23 protein-coding genes, 1 tRNA gene and 1 pseudogene are annotated in these 25,081 nt (G+C 56.6%); 7 read left to right on the forward strand and 18 right to left on the reverse strand.

The genetic code is table 11. The features are described from left to right. The first annotated feature begins 157 nt into the window (after positions 1-157). The 3 genes from argA to AC07N6_RS11095 all read left to right on the forward strand — a co-directional run bounded on the left by argA (position 158) and on the right by AC07N6_RS11095 (position 4,792). Entirely contained in the window at positions 158-1,471 is a 1,314-nt protein-coding gene (gene argA, locus AC07N6_RS11085) for an amino-acid N-acetyltransferase (protein ID WP_494781891.1), read from the forward strand. Between the two features lie 90 nt (positions 1,472-1,561). Then, complete coding sequence (locus AC07N6_RS11090) at positions 1,562-1,834, forward strand: oxidative damage protection protein (RefSeq protein WP_050467979.1); 273 nt, start codon at positions 1,562-1,564, stop codon at positions 1,832-1,834. A gap of 192 nt (positions 1,835-2,026) precedes the next feature. Then, positions 2,027-4,792, forward strand: coding sequence for a M16 family metallopeptidase (locus AC07N6_RS11095; protein ID WP_494781986.1), 2,766 nt, complete (start codon positions 2,027-2,029; stop codon positions 4,790-4,792). 120 nt (positions 4,793-4,912) lie between these two features. On the opposite strand, the gene rpiA is transcribed toward AC07N6_RS11095, so the two are convergent. The 3 genes from rpiA to AC07N6_RS11110 form a co-directional block, all read right to left on the reverse strand. Beyond that, positions 4,913-5,584, reverse strand: coding sequence for a ribose-5-phosphate isomerase RpiA (rpiA, locus tag AC07N6_RS11100; RefSeq protein ID WP_494781892.1), 672 nt, complete (start codon positions 5,582-5,584; stop codon positions 4,913-4,915). Positions 5,585-5,623: 39 nt separating this feature from the next. After that, positions 5,624-7,387 (reverse strand): cation:proton antiporter, encoded by a 1,764-nt coding sequence (locus tag AC07N6_RS11105; protein WP_494781893.1) that lies wholly within the window; start codon positions 7,385-7,387, stop codon positions 5,624-5,626. Between the two features lie 547 nt (positions 7,388-7,934). Further along, a complete protein-coding gene (locus AC07N6_RS11110) occupies positions 7,935-8,447 on the reverse strand; it encodes an Lrp/AsnC family transcriptional regulator (RefSeq protein ID WP_141912163.1) in 513 nt (170 codons plus the stop codon). Positions 8,448-8,676: 229 nt separating this feature from the next. Between AC07N6_RS11110 and AC07N6_RS11115 the strand changes: the two genes are divergently transcribed. Further along, entirely contained in the window at positions 8,677-9,819 is a 1,143-nt protein-coding gene (locus AC07N6_RS11115; RefSeq protein WP_494781894.1) for a branched-chain amino acid ABC transporter substrate-binding protein, read from the forward strand. A 343-nt stretch (positions 9,820-10,162) separates the two neighbouring features. On the opposite strand, the gene AC07N6_RS11120 is transcribed toward AC07N6_RS11115, so the two are convergent. From AC07N6_RS11120 to AC07N6_RS11165, 10 genes are all read right to left on the reverse strand, one after another. Then, entirely contained in the window at positions 10,163-10,804 is a 642-nt protein-coding gene (locus AC07N6_RS11120; RefSeq protein WP_494781895.1) for a hypothetical protein, read from the reverse strand. Positions 10,805-10,824: 20 nt separating this feature from the next. After that, positions 10,825-11,772, reverse strand: coding sequence for a DUF4747 family protein (locus tag AC07N6_RS11125; RefSeq protein WP_494781896.1), 948 nt, complete (start codon positions 11,770-11,772; stop codon positions 10,825-10,827). Positions 11,773-11,826: 54 nt separating this feature from the next. Continuing rightward, on the reverse strand, positions 11,827-12,657 hold the full coding sequence (locus AC07N6_RS11130; RefSeq protein ID WP_494781897.1) for a tyrosine-type recombinase/integrase: 831 nt from the start codon (positions 12,655-12,657) through the stop codon (positions 11,827-11,829). Positions 12,658-12,756: 99 nt separating this feature from the next. Further along, positions 12,757-13,794: a rolling circle replication-associated protein gene (locus AC07N6_RS11135; protein WP_494781898.1), complete on the reverse strand. Its 1,038-nt coding sequence runs from the start codon at positions 13,792-13,794 to the stop codon at positions 12,757-12,759. A gap of 186 nt (positions 13,795-13,980) precedes the next feature. Then, on the reverse strand, positions 13,981-15,243 hold the full coding sequence (locus AC07N6_RS11140; protein WP_494781899.1) for a type II secretion system protein GspD: 1,263 nt from the start codon (positions 15,241-15,243) through the stop codon (positions 13,981-13,983). Beyond that, on the reverse strand, positions 15,240-16,313 hold the full coding sequence (locus AC07N6_RS11145) for a zonular occludens toxin domain-containing protein (RefSeq protein ID WP_494781900.1): 1,074 nt from the start codon (positions 16,311-16,313) through the stop codon (positions 15,240-15,242). The genes AC07N6_RS11140 and AC07N6_RS11145 overlap by 4 nt, the downstream gene beginning before the upstream one ends. A 2-nt stretch (positions 16,314-16,315) precedes the next feature. After that, positions 16,316-16,603 (reverse strand): DUF2523 family protein, encoded by a 288-nt coding sequence (locus AC07N6_RS11150; RefSeq protein ID WP_494781901.1) that lies wholly within the window; start codon positions 16,601-16,603, stop codon positions 16,316-16,318. 11 nt (positions 16,604-16,614) lie between these two features. Then, a complete protein-coding gene (locus AC07N6_RS11155) occupies positions 16,615-18,201 on the reverse strand; it encodes a hypothetical protein (RefSeq protein ID WP_494781902.1) in 1,587 nt (528 codons plus the stop codon). A gap of 163 nt (positions 18,202-18,364) precedes the next feature. Beyond that, positions 18,365-18,601, reverse strand: a complete 237-nt coding sequence (locus AC07N6_RS11160; protein ID WP_494781903.1) for a hypothetical protein — start codon at positions 18,599-18,601, stop codon at positions 18,365-18,367. Positions 18,602-19,161: 560 nt separating this feature from the next. Then, a complete protein-coding gene (locus AC07N6_RS11165; RefSeq protein WP_494781904.1) occupies positions 19,162-19,473 on the reverse strand; it encodes a hypothetical protein in 312 nt (103 codons plus the stop codon). A gap of 161 nt (positions 19,474-19,634) precedes the next feature. On the opposite strand from AC07N6_RS11165, the gene AC07N6_RS11170 reads away from it, so the two are divergent. Then, positions 19,635-20,132: a DUF2726 domain-containing protein gene (locus AC07N6_RS11170; protein WP_494781905.1), complete on the forward strand. Its 498-nt coding sequence runs from the start codon at positions 19,635-19,637 to the stop codon at positions 20,130-20,132. Positions 20,133-20,505: 373 nt separating this feature from the next. Next, positions 20,506-20,581 (forward strand) — tRNA-Thr (locus AC07N6_RS11175). A gap of 139 nt (positions 20,582-20,720) precedes the next feature. On the opposite strand, the gene AC07N6_RS11180 is transcribed toward AC07N6_RS11175, so the two are convergent. Together AC07N6_RS11180 and AC07N6_RS11185 are read right to left on the reverse strand one after the other, a co-directional pair. Next, positions 20,721-20,957, reverse strand: a complete 237-nt coding sequence (locus tag AC07N6_RS11180; protein WP_494781906.1) for a hypothetical protein — start codon at positions 20,955-20,957, stop codon at positions 20,721-20,723. 71 nt (positions 20,958-21,028) lie between these two features. Next, a complete protein-coding gene (locus AC07N6_RS11185) occupies positions 21,029-21,409 on the reverse strand; it encodes a site-specific integrase (protein WP_494781907.1) in 381 nt (126 codons plus the stop codon). Positions 21,410-21,428: 19 nt separating this feature from the next. Here AC07N6_RS11185 and AC07N6_RS11190 point away from each other — a divergent pair. Then, positions 21,429-21,722, forward strand: a pseudogene (locus AC07N6_RS11190) (IS481 family transposase); the annotation flags it as partial. A gap of 69 nt (positions 21,723-21,791) precedes the next feature. Here the strand turns inward: AC07N6_RS11190 and AC07N6_RS11195 are convergent. From AC07N6_RS11195 to AC07N6_RS11205, 3 genes are all read right to left on the reverse strand, one after another. Further along, positions 21,792-23,069, reverse strand: a complete 1,278-nt coding sequence (locus AC07N6_RS11195) for a TolC family outer membrane protein (RefSeq protein WP_494781908.1) — start codon at positions 23,067-23,069, stop codon at positions 21,792-21,794. 74 nt (positions 23,070-23,143) lie between these two features. Beyond that, positions 23,144-24,514 carry an HlyD family type I secretion periplasmic adaptor subunit gene (locus AC07N6_RS11200; RefSeq protein ID WP_494781909.1) on the reverse strand — a complete coding sequence of 457 codons (1,371 nt, stop codon included), beginning with the start codon at positions 24,512-24,514 and terminating at the stop codon, positions 23,144-23,146. Between the two features lie 16 nt (positions 24,515-24,530). Beyond that, complete coding sequence (locus AC07N6_RS11205) at positions 24,531-25,067, reverse strand: toxin-activating lysine-acyltransferase (RefSeq protein WP_494781910.1); 537 nt, start codon at positions 25,065-25,067, stop codon at positions 24,531-24,533. Between the last annotated feature and the right edge of the window lie 14 nt (positions 25,068-25,081).

Consider the following 25,081-nt stretch of genomic DNA (forward strand, 5'->3'; position numbering starts at 1 on the left):
CCGCCATTTTTATTGAGAACGATTCTCATGTATCTAGAAGAAATCTGATATTTCTCGCCGGCCAGGAGCTGCGCGCCTCAGCCCGCCCTTCCCAAAACTGCAACCGGCCCGGCATGCTCGCCCACGCCGGGCGGCTACGCTGGTTATAATGCGCGTCATGGAAAATCAGACCGAATTCGTCAACTGGCTGCGCTCCGTCGCGCCTTATGTTCACGCCTTCCGCGGCAAGACCTTCGTGGTCGCCTTTCCGGGCGAACTGGTGACGGCCGGCGGCCTGCAAGTGCTGGCCCAGGACCTGTCGCTGTTGCATGCGCTGGGCATCCGCATCGTGGTGGTGCATGGGTCGCGCCCGCAGGTGGCCGAACAGTTGGCGCTGCGCAACGTCGAGGCGCACTTCCACAACGGCCTGCGCGTCACCGACAGCGCGGCCCTGGAATGCGCCAAGGAAGCCGCCGGCGAGCTGCGCCTGGATATCGAGGCCGCCTTCAGCCAGGGCTTGCCCAATACGCCGATGGCGCATTCGGCCATCCGTGTCATTTCAGGCAACTTCGTGACCGCGCGCCCGATGGGCGTGATCGACGGCGTCGACCTGCAGTTGACCGGCGTGGTACGCAAGATCGCCGCCGACGTGATCCAGCCCATCATGAACGCGGGCGGTATCGTGCTGCTCTCGCCGCTGGGTTTCTCGCCCACCGGCGAAGCCTTCAACCTGACCATGGAAGACGTGGCGGTGTCGGCCGCCATCGCGCTGCGCGCCGAGAAGCTGATCTTCCTGTCTGAAACGCCGCTGATGAAAGATGCCGGCGGCGCCGATATCCGCGAACTGTCGTCGCACCAGGCCGAGGCCGTGTTGTCGGCGGGTTTCCTGCCGGCCGACGCCGCCTTCTACCTGGGCAGCGTGGTCAAGTCCTGCAACGCCGGCGTGTCGCGCGCGCACATCGTGCCCTTCGCCACCGACGGCTCGGTGCTGCTGGAGCTGTTCACCCACGACGGCATCGGCACCATGGTCACCTACGAGAACCTGGAAAGCCTGCGCCAGGCCACCATCGAGGACGTGGGCGGCATCTTGAAGCTGATCGAACCGCTGGAGGCCGACGGCACCCTGGTCAAGCGCGGCCGCGAACTGATCGAGCGCGAGATCCATTACTTCTCGGTGATCGAGCACGACAGCGTGATCTTCGGCTGTGCCGCGCTCTATCCCTTCCCCAAGGAAAGGATGGGCGAGATGGCTTGCCTCACCGTCAATCCCGAAGTGCAAGGCCAGGGCGACGGCGACCGCATCCTGAAACACATCGAAACGCGCGCGCGCGAAGCCGGACTGACCAAGCTGTTCGTGCTCACCACCCGTACCTCGCACTGGTTCTTGAGACGCGGCTTCGTGCTGGCGGGCGTCAACGACCTGCCGCAAGACCGCCAGCAAATCTACAACTGGCAACGCAAGTCGCAGGTGCTGATCAAGAACCTGTATTGAATTTTGCCGGGACGCGGGCAGGCTCGACGCACCACAGATCGCAGAGCCGCCGCCGCCGGCGCAACAACCCCAACCGAACAAGGAATCGACATGGCACGCATGATCCACTGCATCAAACTGAACAAGGAAGCCGAAGGTTTGGACTTCCCGCCGTACCCGGGCGAACTGGGCAAGCGCATCTATGAGAGCGTCTCCAAGGAAGCCTGGGCCGCCTGGCTCAAGCACCAGACCATGCTGGTCAACGAAAACCGCCTGATGCTGGCCGATGCCCGCGCGCGCAAGTACCTGGCGGTGCAAATGGAGAAGCACTTCTTCGGCGAAGGCGCCGATGCCGCACAGGGTTATGTGCCGCCGAGCGAGTAAGCGTCGCCTTCTTCCGGACAAACGCCGTCGCGGGTCAACCTGCTTCGGCGTTTTTTATCGCCCGCGGATTTCCCTGGAGCCCGGTTGCGATCTTTTACAATGGCTGCTTGGCCGCCATCTTGGTCGCCATCTTTGCCGCCATTTCACCGCCACACATCGCAGGAGAAGAATTTGCCCTTCCGTGCATCGCGCATGTTCATTGCCGCCCTCAGCCTCGCTACCGCGCTGTCGGGCCTGTCCCTCCCGCCTGCTTATGCTGCCGGCGCCGCCGTAGCCGTCGTATCCGCCTCGCCGGCGGCGCCGCTGCCGCCCGGCGTCGTACAGGGCCCATCGGCCGAGGGCATCAGCGAATACCGCTTCGCCAACGGCTTCAAGCTGCTGATGTTCCCTGACGACTCCAAGCCTACCGTCACGGTCAACATCACTTACCTGGTCGGCTCGCGCCACGAAAACTATGGCGAAACCGGCATGGCACACCTGCTGGAACACCTGATGTTCAAGGGATCGCCGAATTACCCGGCGATCCCGCAGGAGTTCAGCAAGCGCGGCATGAACTTCAACGGCACCACCTGGCTGGACCGCACCAATTACTACGAGACCTTCCAGGCCGGCGACGACAACCTGCGCTGGGCCATCGCCATGGAAGCCGACCGCATGCTGCATTCGAACATCGCCAGGAAGGATCTCGACACCGAGATGACGGTGGTGCGCAACGAGTTCGAAAGCGGCGAGAATTCGCCCACCAGCGTGATGTTGAAACGCATGCAAAGCGTGGCCTACGACTGGCACAGCTATGGCCGTTCCACGATCGGCAACCGCAGCGATATCGAGAACGTGAAGATCGAGAACCTGCAAGCGTTCTACCGCACCTATTACCAGCCCGACAACGCCGTGCTGCTGGTGGCGGGCAAGTTCGAACCGGCCAAGGTGCTGCAATGGGTCAACCAAAGCTTCGGCCGCATGCCCAAACCCAAACGCGCGCTGCCCCAATTCTGGACGGTGGAACCGACGCAGGATGGCGAACGCCAGTTCACCATCCGCCGCAAGGGCGATATCCAGCTGGTGGCGGTGGCTTACAAGATGCCCTCGAGCCTGCATCCGGACGCCAACGCCCTGGCCTTCGCCGGCGCCATCCTGGCCGACACGCCCAACGGCCGCCTGCACAAGTCGCTGGTGGAAAGCGGTAAGGCCAGCGCGGTCTACCACATGCAGTTGAATGGCGTGGCGCCGGGCTTGCAGATCATCGCGGCGATGGTCAAGGCCGGCGCGGATATCGCGCCGGTCAAGCAGGAACTGATCGCCGCCATCGAATCCTTCGCCGCCACCCCGCCGACAGCCGAGGAGATGGAGCGCCTGCGCCGCGAAAGCGCCAATGCGTTCGAAAAGCTGCAGAACAATCCGCAACAGCTGGCGGTGACCATGTCCGGCGCCATCGCCTTGGGCGACTGGCGGCTGCTGTTCGCCGACCGCGATAACGAGCAACGGGTCAGCCCGGCCGATGTCGCCGCCGCAGCCGCCAAATACTTCCGCCGCGACAACCGCACCGTCGGCCTGTACCTGCCTGAAGACAAGCCGGAACGCGCCGACGTGCCGGCCGCGCCCGCGGTCGACTCGCTGCTGGCGCAGTACCAGCCGCGTCCGCCGGTGGCAGCGGGCGAAACCTTCGACCCGGCGCCCGGCAACATCGAACAGCGCACCACGCTGGTGGCGCCCGGCAGCGCGCCGCACACCGCGCTGAAGCTGGCCTTGTTGCCGAAGAAATCGCGCGGGGCCACGGTCTCGGTGCGGCTGAACCTGGAGTTCGGCGACGAGCAAACCCTGTTCGGCAAGAAAACCATCGCCCAACTGGCCGCGGCCATGCTCATGCGCGGCAACCAGCAGTTCAACCGCCAGCAACTGGCTGACGAATTCAGCCGCCTGAAGATCAGCGGCGGCATCTACAACTTCCAGACCACGCGCGACAACCTGGCGCCGGCCCTCAGGCTGGTGGCCGATGTGCTGCGCCATCCGCGCTTCGACGCCGCCGAATTCACCCAATTGAAGAACGAAACCCTGGTCTCGCTGGAAGCCTCGCGCAATGAACCCGAAGCGCGCGCGGCCGAAGCGGTGGCGCTGCATTTCAACCATTATCCGGCGGGAGACTGGCGCGCCACGCAAACGCTGGATGAGCGCATCGCCGCCATCCAGGCCGTGACGCTGGAACAGGTCAAGGATTTCCATCGCGACTTCTATGGCGCCTCCAACGGCGAACTGGCGGTAGTAGGCGACTTTGACCCGGCCGTGGCACGCCAGGCCATCGACGCGGGCTTCGGCGGCTGGAACAGCGCTGCGCCCTATGCGCGCGTGCTGCCGACCTGGGCTGACATTGCCGCCACGCGCCAGGCGGTCAACACGCCCGACAAGGAAAACGGCGTGTACTACGCGCGCCAGAACCTGCGCCTGCTCGACAGCGATCCGGACTACCCGGCGCTGGCCGTGGCCAACTACCTGCTCGGCGGCGCCAGCCTGAAGTCGCGCCTGGCCGACCGCGTGCGGCAGCAGGACGGCCTGTCCTACGGCATCGGTTCCGGCCTGAACGTGGGCGCCGTCAGCGACGCCGGCAATCTCGTGGTGCGCGCCATCGCCGCGCCGCAGAACCTGGACAAGGTAGATGCCGCCGTGCGCGAAGAGATCGCGCGCGTGGTCGCACAGGGCTTTACCCAGGACGAGCTGCTGCGCGCCAAGTCCGGCATCCTGCAGCAACGCAACCAGCAGCGCGCGCAGGATGGCGGCATCGCCAGCGGCTGGACTTCATTGCTGAACCTGGGGCGTACCTATGTCTGGCAGCAGCAGATGGACGAGAAGATCGCCGGCCTGACGCTGGAACAGGTCAACGCGGCGGCACGCAAGTACTTCGATCCGGCCAAGATGAGCGTGGTGGTGGCGCGCGACGAAGCCAAGGCGGCGTCGCCCCAATAAGCCCCCTGCCCGGCCTGCGCCGGGATGACGCAAGGAGAGCGCTCTCGCCGCACCAACGAAAAAGGCCGTGTCCATTGAGGACACGGTCTTTTCCAGTTCCGACGGCGGCAAGGAAGTGCGTCAGAACTCCAGCTTCTTCACGCCTTCCGGCGTCCCCAGCAAACAGACATTGGCCCCCTGGCGCGCAAACAGGCCGTTGGTGACCACGCCGACGATATTGTTGATCTTGTCTTCGATATCGGCCGGTTCGGTGATGGACAAGCCGACCACGTCGATGATGTAGCAACCGTTGTCGGTCACCACCGGCTTGCCGTCCTTGATGCGCAGGCGCGGCTCGCCGCCCAGCGCGCCCAGCTTGCGGGCGACCACCGCCTGCGACATCGGGATCACCTCCACCGGCAGCGGGAACTTGCCCAGCACATCCACCAGCTTGGAACCGTCGGCGATGCACACGAACTTCTGCGCCACCGAGGCGACGATCTTCTCGCGCGTCAAGGCCGCGCCGCCGCCCTTGATCATGGCGCCGGCGGCGTTGATCTCGTCGGCGCCGTCGATGTAGACCGGCATGGTGTCGACCTCGTTGAGATCAAACACCTTGATGCCATGCGAGCGCAGGCGTTCGGCCGTGGCTTCCGACGAGGCCACGGCGCCCTTGATGCGGTCTTTGATCTTGCCCAGCTCATCGATGAAGAAATTGGCCGTGGAGCCGGTGCCCACGCCGATGATCTCGCCATCGACCACATATTCGATCGCGGCCTTGGCGACCGCCTGTTTCAATTCGTCTTGCGTCATGATTTTTCAGTCAGGTAATAAATTCTTTGCATGGCGGCGTCAGTGCACGTCCTCAGGTTGCTCGTCCAGCGTCTCGAAGAGGGCGATCTGCAGCCGCGAATGCAGCTTGACCAGCTTGCTCCACAGCAGCCACAGCAGCCCCGCCGCGCCCGCCAGCACGAACGCCAGCAGGTTCAGCGGCGGCAGGATGCTGGCCGAGAGCACGAAGATCAGCAGCATGATGCCGACGATGGACATGATGGGCAGGATCTCGGAAACGACGCGCCGCACCCCCGAAGTATACGCTCCCGCGAACTCCGGCTTGACGCCGACCTCGGCCAGCAGCATGGACAACGCCTGCAGCTTGCGGTAAGTGGCGATCAGGAACGGCAGCGAAATCACCAGCGCGCAGCCCCAGATGATGGCCTTTTGCACATCGGGATCCGGCGTCCAGTCCGACAGGTACTTGCTCAAGCCGTCGACGAAGAAGGCGCCGGCCAGGAAGAGCGCGATCACCAGCGCCAGATTGACCAGCACCTGCATCAGGATGCGGCGGATGATCTTGGAGAGCTCGGCACGGTCGCCCTGCGGCTGCAGGCTTTCCAGCCAGCGCGAATACATGCCCAGCAGATTGGAGACCTTGGACGGCACCAGCGAGACCGCCTTGGCCGACAGGGGGTCGGCGGCCTTGATCAGGTACGGCGTCAACAGCGCGGTGATGGCGGAAACCGCCACCACGATCGGGTACAGGAATTCGCTGGTGACCTTCAGGCTCACCCCCAGCGCGGCGATGATGAAGGAGAACTCGCCGATCTGCGCCAGCCCCATGCCCACGCGCATCGGCGTGCGCCCGCTCTGGCCGGCCAGGAAGGTGCCCATGCCGCAACTGATCAGCTTGCCTAACACCACCGCCAGGGTGATGATGGTAATCGGCTGCCAGTACTGGACCAGCACGTTGGGGTCGAACATCAGGCCGATGGCGACGAAGAAGATGGCGGAGAACATGTCGCGGATCGGTTCGACCAGGCGCTCGATGCGGTGCAGCTGGCGCGATTCGGCCATCACCGCGCCGACCAGGAAGGCGCCCAGCGCCACGCTGTACTGCAGCTTCATCACCAGCAGGCAGAAGCCGAACAGGATGCCCAGCATCGCCACCAGCAGCATCTCATTGCTCTTGAAGCGCGAGATGAAGTTGAGCAAGCGCGGCACCGCCAGGATGCCCACCACCAGCGAGACGATCATGAACAGCACCAGCTTGCCCACGGTGGTGAAGACATCGCCCGAGTTGACCGAGCCGCTGGTGGCGATGCCCGACAGCAACGCGATCATGCCGATGGCCAGGATGTCTTCCACGATCAGGATGCCGAAGATGATCTGGGCGAACTTCTCGTTCTTCATGCCCAGCTCGTTCAGGGCCTTGACGATGATGGTGGTGGACGACACCGCCAGCATGGCGCCCAGGAAGATGGCGTCCATGCGCTTCCAGCCGAAGTACAGGCCGATCTCGTAGCCGACCCAGATCATCAGCAGGATCTCGGCGGCGGCGGCGATGAAGGCGGTGGCGCCGACCTTGGCCAGTTTTTTCAGGCTGAACTCCAGCCCCAGCGAAAACAGCAGGAAGATCACCCCGAGCTCGGAGAGGATGTGCACGGTCTTCTCATCCTGGATCAGGTCGTACGGCGGGGTATGCGGGCCGATGATCACGCCCGCTACGATATATCCCAGCACCACGGGCTGCTTCAGTTGGTTGAAAAGCACCGTGACGATGCCGGCGATCAGCATGATGATCGCCATGTCCTGGATGAATAGCTCGACTTCGTGCATCGTGCGGGGTTTCCTTTCGGTTTCAGGTAAGGGTTGCCAAATTTGTTGCGGTCCGGACGTGCGCCATTTTGCAGCGGCGCTGCACCATCAGGCGCCCTGCGCCCCGCATTTCCGCTTACTGCATGGGCAACGCCCCCTCCGCATCTGGAGCTCGGCTCCTGACGCGACTCGGGATACGGCTGTTGCGCCGCACAAGGTGGATGATGCTGGATGGTTCGGCTGATGCCGGCGCGGCCGGCGACTGGTTCTGCTGATCTGCGTCCGCTCTTGGTGCGTATGGCCTGAATGACAATGCCGGGCAGAACAGTTACCCGGCAACGCCATCGGATGCCTCGAAAATAACACAGGAGGCTTGTCGGCCGCAACGACGCATCGTACCGGGAAAACCGGCGCGGCGCTCTGGCTCCCGCACCGCCGGCCGCATGCGGCCATGCGCGCTCAAGCGATGGCCGCGCCGGCGGACAGGAAAGACCTGCTGCGCGCAGGCATGAAAACTGCTAAACAAGGTGCGCGCGTATTGGGCCGGGCTACCGGCCACGACGGCGGTTCAGCCCGGTACGCGCACCAGTACTTCGGCCGCCTTTTCATCGAAGGCGATACGCGTGGTGAACTTGGCGCGCTTCATCGGGAAGCGCGACTGGAAATGACGCACATTGCCGGAGCCTGAAATGACGCGCCGCACGAACTGGTAATAGGCGTCCATATCGATGACATGCACCGCCAGGAAATAGTCGTATTCGCCCGAGACGAAGTAGCACTGCATGACCTCGGCCTCCTTGGCCATGCGTTGCTCGAAGTCCTGCATATGCTGGTCGGACTGGTTGTTCAGCGAGATTTCCAGGAAGGCCAGCATGCCGTAGCCCAGGGCGAAAGGGTCGACCATCGCCACCTCGGCGCTGATGATCCCCGCCTCCCGCAGCTCCCGGATACGGCGCAGGCAGGTCGGCTGGGAAATATGCAGTTTCTCGGCCAACACGCGAGTCGAGATCTGATTGTCTTTCTGCAGCATGTTGAGCAGCTTGCGGTCAACCTTGTCGAGCGTATGATGTTTTGCGGGCATGGGCAAATGATATGGAAATTTTTAGGCGAGCCTCTAAAAAAAACTTGGCGAAGCCGAATCTTATGTTGTACCGTCTGCATTATTCAGAAAGTCGGGGACGAAAGCAAAAGCGGGCCGCCCAATCCCCGCAAAAAGGATCTGAATAAAGCTCGGGAACCCGCTCTGGAGCGGGTTCCAGGTAGTGAGACAAAACATCAAAAATGGTCAATTCAATCTACAGAGGAATTTTATGAAACTCAAGAGCGCAATTATTCCATTAACCGCAGCTATCGGACTGGCGTTCGCTGGTGCAGCCTACTCCCAGGAAGTCGTCAAGATCGCGCACGTCGGACCGCTCTCCGGCCCCAACGCCCACATGGGCAAGGACAATGAAAACGGCGCCCGCATGGCCGTGGATGAATTGAACGCCAAGGGTTTCACCATCGGCGGCAAGAAGGTCAAGTTCGAACTGGTCGGCGAAGATGACGCCTCCGATCCGAAGCAAGCCACCGCCGTCGCCACCAAGCTGGTCGACCAGAAGGTCGCCGCCGTGATCGGCCACCTGAACTCGGGCACCACCATCCCCGCCTCCAAGATCTACAGCGACGCCGGCATCCCGCAGGTTTCGCCTTCGGCCACCAACCCCAAGTACACGCAACAAGGCTTCAAGACCGCCTTCCGCGTGGTGGCCAACGATGCGCAGCTGGGCGCCGCGCTGGGCAAGTATGCGGTGCAGAAGCTGGGCACCAAGCAGATCGCCGTGATCGACGACCGCACCGCCTACGGCCAGGGCGTAGCTGAAGAATTCGCCAAGGGCGCGCAAGCCGCCGGCGGCACCATCGTCGGCAAGCAGTTCACCAACGACAAAGCGACCGACTTCAACGCCATCCTGACCTCGATCAAGTCCAAGAAGCCTGAAGTCGTGTTCTTCGGCGGCATGGACGCGGTCGGCGGCCCGATGCTGCGCCAGATGAAGCAACTGGGCATCACCGCCAAGTTCATGGGCGGCGACGGCATCTGTACCGGCTCCCTGCCGGGCCTGGCCGGTGACGGCCTGGGCGACGACCAGGTGGTCTGCGCTGAAGCCGGCGGCGTCGACGAGGCCGGCAAGAAGGGCATGGACGACTTCCGCGCCGCCTACAAGAAGAAATTCGGCATCGATGTGGTCTACAACGCCGCCTACGCCTACGACGCCACCCTGACCGTGGCTGACGCCATGGCCAAGGCCGGCTCGGCCGATCCCAAGAAGTACCTGCCGGAACTGGCCAAGATCAGCCACAAGGGCGTAACCGGCACCATCGCCTTCGACGCCAAGGGCGACATCAAGGACGGTTCGCTGACCCTGTACACCTACAAGGGCGGCCAACGCACCCTGCTGGCGGTGACCAAGTAATCGCCGCACCTTGCCCGCGACCTTTCGGGGAAGCGGGCAAGCCGGCCTGATTGCAAGGCTGCAAAGCAACAATGGGAACGCCCCCGGTGCATGCCGGGGGCGTTTTCATATCTGAACCGGCAATGAAGTATTGGCGAAACCGAAGTTTTTGATAGAATACCGCCCTTGCGCTGATGTAGCTCAGTTGGTAGAGCAACTGATTCGTAATCAGGTGTCACGCTTCAGCAAGGCCCGGCAACGAGCCCGACGATTACGGCAATCCAGATTTCAATAAAAATGCCCGCATAAGCGGGCATTTTTTTCCATGGTAGATAGTGAAGCTCTGCTAAATGGTCAATATTAGCTATTTATCTTTTTTCCCTGCCGTTTTGCGCTTACCTAAAATGGCGAGGTCCGCCAATTGGAAAAGTACCCCGATAATTTCTATCATTGCGATCACGGAATACCAAAAAGCGAACCAGCAAACGGATAACAAAACGGCATTTGTTGAATAAGCCTGCTGGAACACCCCTATAGCCAGTGCAATTGTAAGAACGATCAATGGGTAGCCGAGATCGGCATTCAACACCAGCACCGAACCGTATTTCCTATCCCCCGTTTCAACACTTTCCGACATTCGCTCATCCATCATCTGAACCAGCGCGTCAGGTATTGCAAACGTTAGTGCATAGACCCCGATTCCGAAACCCAGCAAGCTCGGAACCACACTAACCGCAAGCGCTCCAGGCTTAGAAGCGAAGTCTCCAAGCAAGCAAAGTGAGAAATCGAGGAGGCCGTTACTCCAATATGCCTGTACCCACGGCGCCAAAATGCCGAGTGTGCACAAAAAAGATATGAGTAACGGACGCCATAGCACCTTTATAAATGCACCAATGCCTGCGAATTCCTGACCGGCCGCATAGTCGCCCCGGTAGGCGTACGCGTTCACAATTCTGGCAATTGTGCCAATTATGGGAAACTTCTTTAGTGCTTTATAGAACCCCATATCCCCTCCCCGCTAGCGAACTAGCCATGTTCGCCACCGTCTTCGTCTGGCCCCTCGTCTTCTGCATCTTCCAGCCCCTCATGTATGTCCTCTAACTTGGCTGCGATGCGGTTAAAGAACTCGGTTTCTCCCTGAGTTGCTTGCGCAGTTCTATTTACTTGGAACGTAACAGGCATATCTCGACTGTCATAAAACTGCTGCCGCTGAACAATTTTCGATCCCTCTGTCTGAGGGGCAAAATATGTAATTCGGGTACTGCCTAAACCTGTGGCGGCTGCGACAACCATTGTTTGCAAGAACTTAGGCATACGGCTCATCCGGCCGCCTTTTCCTGCAGAAGCTTTCACTACGAGAGATTTAGTTTGTGTGTCCTTCATCTCTTGAAGAAGCTCTTCGGTATCGTGGCCATTTCTAAAAGTAAGATCCAGATCGACGACCGAATAAGACGTAGCAGTTTGGAAAACCTTATCAAGAGCCGAGCGCTTAGCAATACCATTCACCGTCAACTCATGATTGGGGAAATCAACCGATGCCACCGCGTTCAGCATTCGATGTAGTTCGTCCCCAAATGGCTGCGTCGCTGGCAACCAGCTCGGGGCTTCTAGCGCCAAAAGGTGCTCCTCCGTATCGAACACGAAAGCAATGTACTGTTCGGAAGTGACCCCTGTTTTCGCTCCAGCTTTGAACAAGGTCTTTTCGGTGCCAAGTTGATTTACGCGGTCAACTTTTCGATACCGCAGAAAATACCCATATACATAACCAGCAGGAAACTGGAATTTCGGAGCTGGCCCGATGAAGGTATCTTCAGTCTGGCGGAAATGAAATGTCCCCTCTAGACGATCACGTAGCTTGGCCTTATTGAGGGCCTGAAACTGAGAAAAAAGCTTCCGGTACCCACTCTTGCCTACTTCATCGACCCCCTCTTTAACTGGCAGCAATTGAATGTTATAGACGCGAAACTTTGCCACAATTTTCCCCTATTTTTTATTAATCTTATTTAAACGTTACCACAAGTTAAGCTACTAACTTACGGGAACAACTGTTGAAGGAAGATTTGAAGCGAAAGTAAAAAGGTTTAGCTGCGAAAAATGGGCGTATCTGCGTACCATCTCGGCGGATTCCCATCCCCCCAATTCCTGAAGTGCAAGCAACGGTGTACCGCTTTGCACATGCCAACTCGCCCATGTATGGCGCAAATCGTGCCAACGAAAATCTTGAATCCCCGCGCGTTCCAGTGCTTTATACCAAGCCGCAGTGCTTGCCTGAACAATTTTGTTACCCTTGTATGTAAAAACATAGACTGGATGCGCACCATGCCGAGCAAAAAGCACGCGCATTGCATCGTCGTTCAATGGAATAGCTTGCGGGTTACCATTCTTCATATCATTCCCCTCAAACCAGGCTATTCGCCTCCTCATATCGACCTGCTCCCATCGCAAGCCTGTAACGTTAGCCCGACGCAAACCGGTTGCAAGTGAAAAAGCCGCCATCGCAGCCAGATGGGGTGGGAGTTCAGCAAGTAATCGAACTGCCTGTTTGGGAGACAAGTAACGAATGCGGCGGACAGGCTCGCGAAGCAAGCGCACGTGAGGCGCAGATTGCAGCCACTCCCAGTCGACGACCGCCATACGCAAAATCGCCCGTAGCAAAGCTAACATACGATTGACGGTTGCATTCGATGCCCCGCTAGCAATCTTTTTACTACGCAAAGAATCAACCACTTCGCGGTCAATGTCCCTTAAGGGGACGCCAAGCAGGAATCTGTTCAGCCAACGAATATTGGACTGGTCCGACTTCAACGAACGCTTATCCGCCTTATCTGCGAGCCACTTCTCGACCGCGTCATCCCACATTTTTCCGGCTACCACTTTGCAATCCCCTCCTCACCCAATGGGAAAATGTTAACCGGCCTTGACACATAGAAACCCTCAACTTTGCTCAACGACGGAACCCTAACTCTTGCCAGCTGCGAACCAGTAGAACGAGTTGAGTCGGTCGTGATACTGCATGATGTCGTCGAAACCACGCATGGAAAATTCCTGCGCGACAAGCACCACAATGTCGAAACTATCGGTCTCGGGCCTGAAGAAAATTTTGTACTGGTTAGGCTTGGGGATGCCGCGCGAGGCCCAATAGCTTTTTTTATTAAAGCGGGCCTCTTCCAGATTCTTGGAAACGTACTTGCTGATATAACTGGCGATGCGATGCGCTGAATTGCGGCCACGTGGTCTAGTGAAATCAACATTGCCATTATCCTTTCCAACCACCCGACGCCACATAGAGCGGATCAGGTTCCAGCTACGAACGCGAACACCGTGTTCGTTCTGTAGCCACGCTGGAAACTGCTGGCAGGCGATATGCACATGCAATGCGCCACGCTGCTGCACTTCCAAGGTGGCGACATAGTGAAATTCTCCCAAGCTGCGAAGACGTTCCCTAAAGGCCTTGAAATCACGTTCTACGCGAGCGTAATCGGTCATGTTCTCGCGATAGGTCAAAGTAAGCAGGCAATCTGCCTCCAGCATCTTTGCCAGCCTGCGCACCTTTGTCTTTGCACGACGCGCCGCAACAGCGCGGGCCTTTTCATGATCGCCCTCACCGCGCTTTGTCGGCTCCTCGACCTCTGTCGCGTAATCGAATATCTGGCCATCGCTGTGCGTTTCGTAGCTCTCATCTAAGAACACTTCAACGCCCCCGGGGAATTCCATTACTGTCAGCGTTTTCCAACGGATTGCATCAGTACCGGCGAAATAGGAGCCAAGAGACGCCTGAAGATTTGCATTGGCTGCTGCCTTGTCTATACTCGTCGTAAGCACAATTTCCCCTAAAGACCGGTTGTGTGAACCCGGCAGCGTTGGCGCGCTGATCCGGGTATTTTTACGTCCATCAAAACCACTTCCCAACTTGCCGAAAAAGCGGTGTTTCCCCTCTTTTTCCTTAAGTGTTCTAGGTACAAGTCTAGGCGCTCGCTTCGCTCGCGCCGTCCTCACTCCGTTCCGGGCGGCGCGAGTTCAGCAGCACCAGAATCGGGCGCAGAGCTCACAGAGCAGCCGAGCCGCCGCATGCTTGGATCCCGGTCGACGGGATCCATCGGGCTATGCCCGACCGCTACATGCGCGTAGCAAACGTACCCAGCTCGCGACCTCCCACATGTTCGGCAATGAAGCCGAGGCCCGTCACAAGCGAGTCACTTGAAGCACAAGCAAAATCTCGCTTTTCCCTTTTTCCCCAGTAGTGGAGCGCATCCAGTCAGGGAGGAAAGAGAAGCCCACGCGTCCGGAACTCTCGCGGTTCTCAGCAAGGCCACCAATCACGACGATATCGCCATCAGTAAGGGAGAGCGACGTACGTACCTCGCGCTTTGTGAGCGTGGGAGAGTTATTTACACCTGTTTGCGTGAGGATGAAGTTAGAGAGCTGCTGCTGAACGTTCAGGTCGATTACCTCGCCCCGAACAATAGGCTGTAAATCGAAGATCACCCCGGAATTCCGATACTCAACCGATTGAACGGGCGCGGCGCCGTTCCCCACGTAGCTAACAGCACCTAGCACTGGAACCTCTTGCCCCACCGAGAAGCGGCCAGAAGCACCAGAACGAACACGGAGGGACGGGGCCGATATTGTCTTGAATCGGCTATCGCTCGACAGGGCCGCGAATATCGCCTCGACTGAGTTGGATTTAAACCTAACGAACCCATCCATCGTGTTTGCGGTTGACAGACCTGCGGTAACCGCGCCGCCTAACAATCGGAGAGCAAGAGCAAATCCAGACCCTTCAGAATCGTTCGAGGAAACCTCATACACCTGCCCCCGTACCATTACCTCCCCTTGCCGGGTATCCAGCTGCTCCAACAAGGCTGATAATTTCTTGATGTCCCCAGCCGGCCCGTTATAGACGAGAGCATCGCTAACGGTATCAATAAGGGAAGCAGCAGTTCCAGGCGCAGATACTGGTTTCGCAGCCCCTGTAGCCCCATCAGAGGCGATAGTCTGCGGCGCACCATGGATTGAACGGGAAGAGGAGAACTCCCCATCTGCGAAGAAGACCCGCACCATATCGACCAAGTAAGGAACGTCCCTGTATTTCGGGTGATACACGAATGGCTCCTTGGGGGGCTTAATCTGCTCCGCTTTCTCAGCCGTACCAATCAGGTCAATGCCGTTCACGGTACGAACAGAGAGGCCCAAAGCCGCAATAAATTTTCCAATCTCAGAGCGAGCTGAATCACCTGTACTGAAACGAAAGGAAATCAAGCGCTCATCTGAGAGGACTTCCGGCTGTATCAGGTACGGCGTTTTGAGAACCTGCGTGTACATGAGCTCCACTGCCTCAGAGATTCGGATACGGGACAGCTCAAAGGAAGAAATTTCCGAGCTTCCAGCAGCAAACGAAAACACATGGGTAACACACAACAGAAGAACTAAAACGAAACGCTTCATTTCCTCACCTCGCCCTTATCAAAATTTTTGTTCTGATCAATCGCGCCGGAGTAGCGGGTCACCTTTGCGCCGTCAATGACCCCATAAGTACGAGGGCCAGCTTGGACAAAAGCGAATGGAAGCTCATACCGGACACGCCCAGACGAATCGACTATCAACACAAACGAATTGGCACCAACATCAGCAGTTCCGACATACCGCCATCTATCTGAAACCGCTTTCTCATCTTTTGTGATGGCTGCGCCGTTCTTCACAGTAGATGCGGTCGCATTGGTGCTCGCCGCCCCCGCCGTGGCCGTCTTCTTTCCGAAAAAGTGCGAGACAGAAAAGACGGCAACAAGACCTACTGCAACCCAACCAGCGAGAGTGATCCAGAGGCGCTTATTGCTAAATCTATTCTGACGCTTATCGACATTGACAATGACACCCTCAGCACCACCTTTGAACGACGAGTACAGCGGAAATACCTCTTTCCGGTAACGCCGTATCGTCGTGCTGATCATGTTGGCCTTGGTTAGCTTCGATCCCTCAAAGACCGCAATGCTGTAGCTGTTCGGCATGCCTAGCGAGGTCTTCTTATGGGTGCGAATGCTGAACTGCACAACGTTTTTCAAATACTTGTTCAACGTGGCCATATCCTGAATCATCAGAACCAAATCGCAGGCGACGCCTGTATCGGCATGAGTGAAATGCCGATGCTCAAGGAAGAAACTCTGATGCTGCACAAGAATCTTTGCGCCGGTCGCTGGCCAGAAACGCCAAGCCTCATCAATGCAAACCAAATCCCCAGGCTGAACCAGAGTGTTCGTATTGGCGTTCTTTTCGTTGTCGTAATAAGGGAAGAAATCCGCCTTGAACACATCGCCGTTGCTCACATGAACGATAGTCCCCAGCCGTTCAGGGCTGGCCTTGTACTTGTCGAGGATGTAGGCATGCACTTTATTCCCGTCGATGCCATCAACGTTAGTCACGACTCGGCGGCCTTGAAGGATCGCCGGGACGATGACCTCGGCAACAACTTCGTAGCTTTTCCCGGAGCCTTGAAGGCCGGAATAGACGTTGATACCCATGACTAGCCGATAATTGGGATGCGCCGAATGATGAAACGAGTAACCCAAGCAGACAGCATCATGGGAAGCCCAGTCTTCAAATTGAACAGATTCAGGAAGTACCAAACGTCACTTGGAAGACCATTAAAGGCAGTTGTAAGCGCCGTTGAGTTCGGAAGCAAATCGACAATCAAAGGCACAAACTCGGAAGTGATGAAGAACAGCCCGAAGAACAAAACAAATTTAACGATCACCGATCGGAGGACGAACCCAAGCAGGACGTTTACCGCTGAGAGCAAAATCGCAAACATGGCAGCAACTCCTAAGCGCTAAGCACGACACGCATTGATGCCGCAGCCCAGACAAGGCCCATTACAGCAAAAAAGAGAGGGCGCAGTTTCTCCAAGATTGAGCAATGCTGGTCGATAACAACATCCTTGCTGAACACGCTCATAGACCACTGCGGACATTGCGCATCGGGAGCTGGAACAACGTAATTCCGCAGCGAGGGCATCAAAGTCAGAACAGGAGCCAAGATCGCCGCTGCTGATGGCGTGGCCTCTAAATTGGGTGAAGGGATGGCAGGATCAGGCCCGAGGTCTCCTCCTGTAGAGGGATCAGTACCTGTCCCCGGATCGGTTCCGGGATTCGTGCCGGTGCCGGGATCAGTCCCCGGATCGGTTCCAGTACCGGGATCAGTCCCTGTCCCCGGATCAGTCCCCGGCGTGGCGTGAGGGTTCGGAATCGTTACGGGGGTAGTAACGGGCGCAACGGCGTCACCAATCGTGACCTTATTATCGGAACTTAACGCGCGCCAATTGGCAGCATCAGTTGCAGTGACGGGGTCGGTTGTGCTGTACGGGAAGCCGGAATAACCGCTAGAAGAGGCCGCCCGTTTGAAGAGCTTATCGGCTATCTCTGCGATTGAAGCGTCATCCAGTGCCATCGTTTGATTCCCCGCCAAAGCAGCCATCAGATCATCCATCGTCCCTGCCTTAACGCCACTGGTATTGACGTAGTCAGGGTTACTCACCGTCGTAACGGTCAGAGTCTGGTAGTACCCGTCATTGCGAGGCGTGAAAATGTGTTGCCCGTTCTCATCGACCATGCCGGTATTGACATACAGCGGCGAGATCTTCACCACAGCGCGCATGCTGGTCGCATAAGCAGTAGGCGGAGTTAAGTAAGAGACGGTGAAATACGGTGAAGGGTCATTCGAATAGCCAGGGCTTACGGTCTGTTGGCTAGTGAGATACTGCACATAGACCGTAAAATCCCCCAGTGTCTTGATGGGGACGCCTTTATAGCCGTCAATGTTGACGAAGTACGGAACGTCAGTGCCAGCTAGAGGCTGCGAGGTACATTCGTATGTCAATGCAGAGGACGATGTCTTGTAGCACAACTGACTGGTGTTCCGAACCGTTGGAAAGACTGACGTACCGGACTGGTATTGGACAGGCGTAGTAGACGTTGGCGAAGGCTGCGGATGCAAAGCAGCGTATTGAATGTCGGCCGTGCTCAAATTAGCTGGTGCTACAGCATAAGAGGGAGTGCCATCGGAGCTAACAGGTTGAGTGAGTAACTTGTACGCACCAAATGCTAGCGCACCAACGCCAACACCGATTGCGATGGTGGCCCACACTGGTGCACCAGCGACGCCAGCGGCAGCCATTCCCACAGTTCCAGCAACGTTAAATACGGCGTCATTCGCGGCAACACCGACAGCCTGAAGAGTCGCGCTAAAGCGGGGATCATTTGCAGCGAAGCCGCGGCGCACAAGTTGACGCTCAATTACACCCGCGACGCCCGTTGCAACTCGGGCGGCAGCGGGCAAGGCCTGTGCATTGGCCTGCGCTTGAATAAGCGTGGCGAGAATCAGAAAGAACGTAAGAAAGGAACGTAGACGCATATCACCCCCTGAAACCCTGAACAAATGCCCATGCGCAGGCGATACCCCAGCCAAATACGAACAAATACCAAAGGTTGGAATAGTCCAAAGTGGCACCTCGCGATTCGATAGACATAAAAAAAGCGGTGCAGCGCTACACCGCTCCCTTTAACGGACTGGCCGATTAGGTCGACTTCAGGACGCCAATCACGATCTTGACGGCCTTGATGGTGCCGTAGGCCACTGCCAAAGTGGCACCGATTGCCAGAGCACCGGTCGAGATATCCGCTGCGGAGACAGCACCGGTGATGGCGCTCAGATCGACAGCCGCAGGAGCGGTCTGCGCGAAGGCTGCACCGGACAGCACCATCGGGACACCAGCGACGGCAACAACTGCGAGAGCTTTGAACTTCTTTTTCATTTGGAACCCCTGAGAAAACGCCGGAAACGCCCGGCCACGCTTGCCCAAAACGAGCAATACTAAAAGCTAGAAAATGACGGTGTAGATTTGGTAGAAGATGTACAACCAAAGGCCGAGAACTGAGACTCCCGTAAGAGCTACCAGCTTGGCATGTCCCATTAGTGCCCCCTTATGACGTCAAGCACCGCGCCGATGCTGCGCGATATGAGAAAACAAAGAACGACCAAGGAGAACGACGCAGACCAGACAGCGGCCACTGTCGTCGCATCTGGCGGAGCTAGGTTAGAGGCCTCCATCAGGCAGACCTTTGCGAAACCAACTTCGCAGGTAAGCACGCCTTCAGCGGATATCCGAGGCAATGAATCCTGATCGCAGCAAGGGGCATACTTAGACATTGGTTTTATCGTTACGCTTATTAGGATTCAGAAAGTTGAATTTGCGGCGTTGCCTGAATTCGCGTTGACGTTGCGCATTGGTTTTTGCGACCAGTTTCGGCGGACGACCACGACGCGATTCATCGAACAGGTCTACCGTGTATTTGTCCGCCGGCTGCTTCATCGTCAGGCGGCGGCAGTAGCGGGCTTCGGTTGAGCGCGGCCAGCGCCACCATGGTTGTGCAGAGCGGTGATGCGCGGCACCACCAGACGTTCAAAGCTCACATCCAGCTGGAATTCAGCCAGATACTTGCCGGGGGCAGTGTCTTTCAGAGAGTCGGGCAGCAACAGTTCCCCCACCTTGGCACCGCTGTCGCCGCCCGTGACCACGCATTGGGCGCGGTACATCTTCCATGGATTGCCCGTCTTGCGGCTGATGCCAGACGACTCTTGGATGGAGACGATTTCAATCAGATGCTTGTTATCGATTGCGGACATTGCATTTCCTTTCAGTGATTAAATTGACCACATGGGCCGGAATAAACCCTCAACGGGCAAACTAATGGGCTAATAAGTTGTTCAACAATGCTCAAGAAAACAGCTAAACCGCGAACCATAGAGCTACGATCCGTCACGCCAACAACTCAAAGGGGGTAGAGATGAAAACACTGTTCTTTTTTCTGTTTCTGATCGCGTTAGCGGTAGTCATCATTGCGGTCAAACAGAAACTGAAGCGCCAACAAGGCAAAGGAAAGATTGGGCCAATAACCAAGCGAACTGCCTTGACAAATCGAGAGCAGGCTATGTACTTCCGACTCACTGAGGCACTCAGAAACCACATCGTCTTAGCGCAGGTGGCTTTCTCTGCACTTCTAAAGACCAAAAGCCAAATAGACAGAAACAGGTTTGATAGGAAGGTGGCTGACTTCGTGATCCTGAGTAGGTCTTTCGAAGTCGTAGCGATAGTGGAATTGGACGACGCCAGCCACAAAGGCCGAGAAGAAAAAGACGCAGCACGGCAGGCGATTCTTGCCAATGCTGGGTATCGAGTAGTCAGGTATAACAACGTACCGGACCTCGCCACGTTGGAGAGAGATTTCAACATCAATGCATCCCCCACCTTGGATGCAATCATGAGCGCCCAACCACGGGTATAAGTCGCCACGCCAACCCCTATCTAGTTTTGTGATATCGTTCGCTTAGACAATTCAGACTAAGTCCAAACAGTCTCATAAGACCGAATGGACTTACGAAGAATAAGACCGAACGGACTTACTCTGCAAATTGGATATTGCTATGAGTTATCACGAATTGATAGAGAAAGCTTTGCGCGGACGCTCGGTCAATGCGACCGCAAAGGCGTGGGGACTGCCCCAAAAGACGCTTGACCGCTACGCAAAGGCGGAACGTCTGCCCGATTACAGCACCGCAAAGAAGATTGCCGAAGAGGCTGGCGTTAGCTATGGTGAAGTGCTGACAACTCTTGCACTAGAAGAAGAGAAAAGAAAAGATTATAATCGCGCTCCTTCAGCTGATGTAGCTCAGTTGGTAGAGCAACTGATTCGTAATCAGTAGGTCGACGGTTCGATTCCGCCCATCAGCACCAGTTTATAAGGGGTTCCGGCTTATGCAGGAACCCCTTTTGGGTAAAAGGCCCCCAACTGGGTAATAGAATTGTGTCCGACCAGACACATGGCCCATAAAAAAAGCCCGCTCATGCGGGCTTTTTTTATTGCTTTTTGCTTTCAGCGCTGATCGGGTACCTCAACACACAAGCCCTCCTCTATCAGACGTTTCAACTCAACATAATTAATATCAATTTGATAAGGGCCGTATAAGATCGTGGCTCCGCCGCCTTGCGTTTGATTCTCGACGACGTGATGAATGCCAGGGGTAATCGTAGCAATCGTACCCGCTTTAGTAGTTACATCGCACTTTTTAAATCTAGCCCACGTCTGCTTTAACTTTCTTTTCGATGCCATTTACGATCCAATCCTGTCATATGAGTCCCTCAATCTACGAAGAATAATCTAATTCTTGTACTGTGCCCCCGTCATTCAAATCTAGCCTTCAAAGGCGGGACCAGCTCTGGCTTGCGTCGATAAATTCGTCTGGTCGTGCGCGCATCCGCGTGGGCCAACAAGGCACGAGCCTGTTCCAAGCTATCAGCGTCACTTGCACACTTGGCGCGCAGATCATGGTCAGTGAAAGACTGCTTCACCTTCGTTTCCGCCAACACTCGAGCCATGAAACGTTGCCACATCGAGTCCCACCCGCTGAAATCGTCTTTAGCCTCGTCGTAGTAGCTGGTTCCGGTGCGAGTGCAGAATAGCAAATCGACCTTTTTCGGCCGAGCTTCCATTGCATAAAACACCTCGTCGCGCAGGTCCGGCGTCCAGGCGTAGATCGCACGCTTTCCCGTCGAATTCTTCACCTTCCGGCGCTGCACATGGATAGCGGCCTTGGAGCACCATGTTGCCCAGACCGGTGACGTGCTGACTGAGGCCCAAGTGGCGGCTCTCGAAAGGAAGCAAGACGATGACGTTTCCCACGGCGAAATCGAGACGGCCCACCCGGGCTATCTGGGCAGCCAGAACACGTTCTATGTAGGCACTATCAAAGGCATCGGCCGCATTTACCAGCAGACCTTTGTCGATACTTGTTCGAAGTGGGCAGAGGCCAAGCTGTACACAACCAAAACGCCGATCACTGCTGCCGACTTGCTCAATGATCGGGTGCTGCCATTCAGATGAACTTGACCTGACAATTGCCGTCGTCAACTGGGGACTGTCAGATCAGATCGCGACTACTACACATTATTCTGAAAATAATCGGTTCATCTCAATCACGTCCTCATCTGACAAGGTTCCGGCCGACGCCCTCAGTTTCAGACTTTGAATAAGTACTTCGTATTTGGCTTTCACCAAATCTCGCTGGGCGGTATAAAGTTGCTGCTGTGCATTAAGCACATCCACGATAATGCGGGTCCCCAAACGATATCCAACCTGGTTCGCTTTAACGGCATTTTGACTGGACTCCACTGCCGCCTTCAATGCCTCGACTTGAGAAATACCACTAGACACAGCCGCGAACGATTGCTTTGCTGACGCATAGGCACCGCGCTCTGCCTGGCGAAGATCCGCCCGTGCCTTGTATTGATCAGCCACCGCTTGGCGCACTCGAGAACTGACTTCACCGCCGGAGAAAATAGGGATATTGACTTGAATACTAATTTGATTGGATCGTACTCGGCTCTCGTAGTCGGACGGCGTATTGTTGCTCCCTGAGGAGAAATTTCGGCCATAGGAACCCACGAGATCAACGGTCGGAAGATGTCCTGCCTTGTCTTTGGCGATTTCCTTTTCTGCGGCAGTGACAGCCGCTTGCTGCTGCAGCACCAACGGCGACGAACCACGCGCTGTTTCAGCCCAATCATCTGCGTTGGCGGGCTGCGGGGCCATCAATACGGCATATACGCTAAGCGGAGAAACTGGATCCATTGCTGGGCCAACGATCTTCTGCAGTTCCTCTTTTTTGCTGAGGAGGTCATTTTCCGCGGCAATCTTCTGAGACTGCCCTAAGGCATAACGTGCTTGTGCCTCATGCACGTCTGTAATGGTATTGGTCCCCGCTTGGAAACCTTTCTTGGCCAGATTCAACTGCTGTTCTACTGCCGCTATTTGCGCATTCGCGACGCCAACACTCTCTCTGGCAACGTCGAAATCGAAATAAGCCTGTGCGGTCCGCAAAATCAGATCTTGTCTCGCCTGGATAAACTTCGCCTCAGCTTGCGCAACAATCGCCTCAGATTGGCTATAGTTTGCCCAGTTCTGCGCACGCAATAAAGGCTGGGTAAGCTGCACGGTCCAGTTCCACGCATTAACGTTACGGTCAGAGGGGAGATCTTGATTGAAGATGTACTGGCCATGCGAGCGGCTCCTCCCTCCTGAAGCACTCATCGATGGGAGCAAACCAGCTCTGGCCTGCGGGAGGCGCTCGCGCGCCGATTCCAACTCAAAACGCGCGGCTTCAAACGCTGGATCCTCGGTCTTCGCACGTTCGTAGAACTCCCATGGCCCCACCGCGAACGCCACTCGGCTCCATCCAATAGCTACCATAAAGGCGCACATCCACCAGAAGGATGGACGCCCTCTTCCCCTCAATGTCATCATCGCTCTCGCGCGCTTTCGTGAAACGCCTTCTGAACGGGCGAAAGCAAATACTCCAACACCGTACGCTGTCCCTGATTGATTTCCGCAATCACCTGCATCCCGGGTACCAACCGCAGCTTTTCTCCTTGGTTCTCTAGCGCCTGATGATTCAACTCTACAAGCGCCTTATAGGTCTGCTGGGAGGGCACCGCTTTATTATCGGAGTTTGTATTTTTGGCCGGCTGATTACCTCCCGCATCTTGGGAGTCCGCCCCCAAGTGAATGACTTTACCCTCTAACATCCCGTATTTCTGGAAAGGATAGGCAACGAACTTGACCTTTCCTCGTTGTCCCTCGTGAATGAAACCAACGTCGTCGTTCTTGATTTGCACCTCGGCAACCAGCGGTTCATTCTCAGGCACCAAGGTAAGCAAGATGGTCCCAGGCGTGACCACTGTACCAATCGTATGCGTCGCCAAGTCCTTCACAAACCCGGCCTGAGGGGCCTTGAGCTCCAATAGCTCAGCCTTTCTTCCTTGCTTTACCAGATCCTGTTCCAGCTTGTGGCGCTGACCATCCGCATCAACTCGTTCATTGAGCAAGGTGCTTCGATAGTTCGACGTAATTTGCTCAATTCGCTTCTGTGACTGCGCGATAGCAGCTTCTAGTCCTGCCACCGTAGATTCCTGCGCTTTCAGATCCTGTGCTCGCTCGAGATACTCTCGCTGTTTATCTTGGACCATCAACTGGCCCGCGTATCCCTCCTTCCCAAGGTCTACGTAGGCGTCGGCTTGTTGCTTCAGAATCGGTGCCGTTTGCCGCAACTTTCCCAATACTTCCCTGGCTGAAGACAGATCATGCTGCGACTTACGCTGCACCTGCTGTTCCTGGCCCAAGGTATCCAGGTAATTCTGGCGATGTGCCACATATTGCGCACTGATATGCTGGAAAAGATCATCGGGATCGCCTGCTTTTCGCAACAAGGGAGCACCATTCAACTCCGCGTCGATTCTGCGCAGTTGAAGGACACGATTAGCCAACTCCATGCGCAGCTCAGATTCTTCTGCGTCGGAAATCTTGGTATCCATGCGCATCAAGACTTGGCCAGCCTCGACGCGTTGCCCCTCTTTTACGCGAATTTCAGCGACAACCCCACTATCAGCAGGCTGCACGATTTTCACAAAGGTCTGCGGAACAAGTCGCCCTTCCGCTGAGGCGATAATGTCCAACTTTCCGACCGCCGCCCATATCAGCAAAATGACGAAAAGAAGACTGACGGCATAAAGAGTAAAACGAAGCATAGAAGCGGGAGGATCACGCTCAATGTCATCCATTGAACGTGATTCTTGTGCATTATCTACGCCTGCTTGTGAGGCGATCCAGCTCATTGATATTCCGCTTACCTTAGTGCTTTTTGGTCATTGCTGCCGCCGATGCAGCAGCCTGAGCGCTCGGCGCAGAGGGATCAAAAATGCGTACCTCCAGCTGCTTAGTAGCCGGATTCGGCCACAGATAGCGCAGGGTTCCTTGATCCTTAAATTTGAGCTGATGCAATTCGACCAGCATCTGTTCCAAGCCGCCAAACGGGGCAACAAGATCAATCAGCCAGAGATTGGTCCCTGAACTCCATTCATGCGGAGCGAGTTTATTCACTCCTGCTTGCAGTCGCTGCTGAACCTCGTCGCTTACCTTTGCCCAGGTAAAGAATGCAAAGGGCATCTTCCCCTTCATGAACAAGCGGCATTGATCGAGTGTCACAGGTGGCACGACCGCCCAATCCAAATCAGCCAAGAACATAAAGCGTCGATCTTGCGTACGGCCATAAAGCCAGGCTATCGGACCTAGCGTCGGCAATTTCACGAATGCTAAATCTAGTTCTGCCTGCATAGCGGCTTGCTGTTCAGGGGTAGGCTGAGGAAAGTTTTTCAAATTTTCAGACATAGTTTTCTCAAAAA

The sequence above is a fragment of the Herbaspirillum sp. GW821-FHT09A12 genome (genome assembly GCF_059418325.1).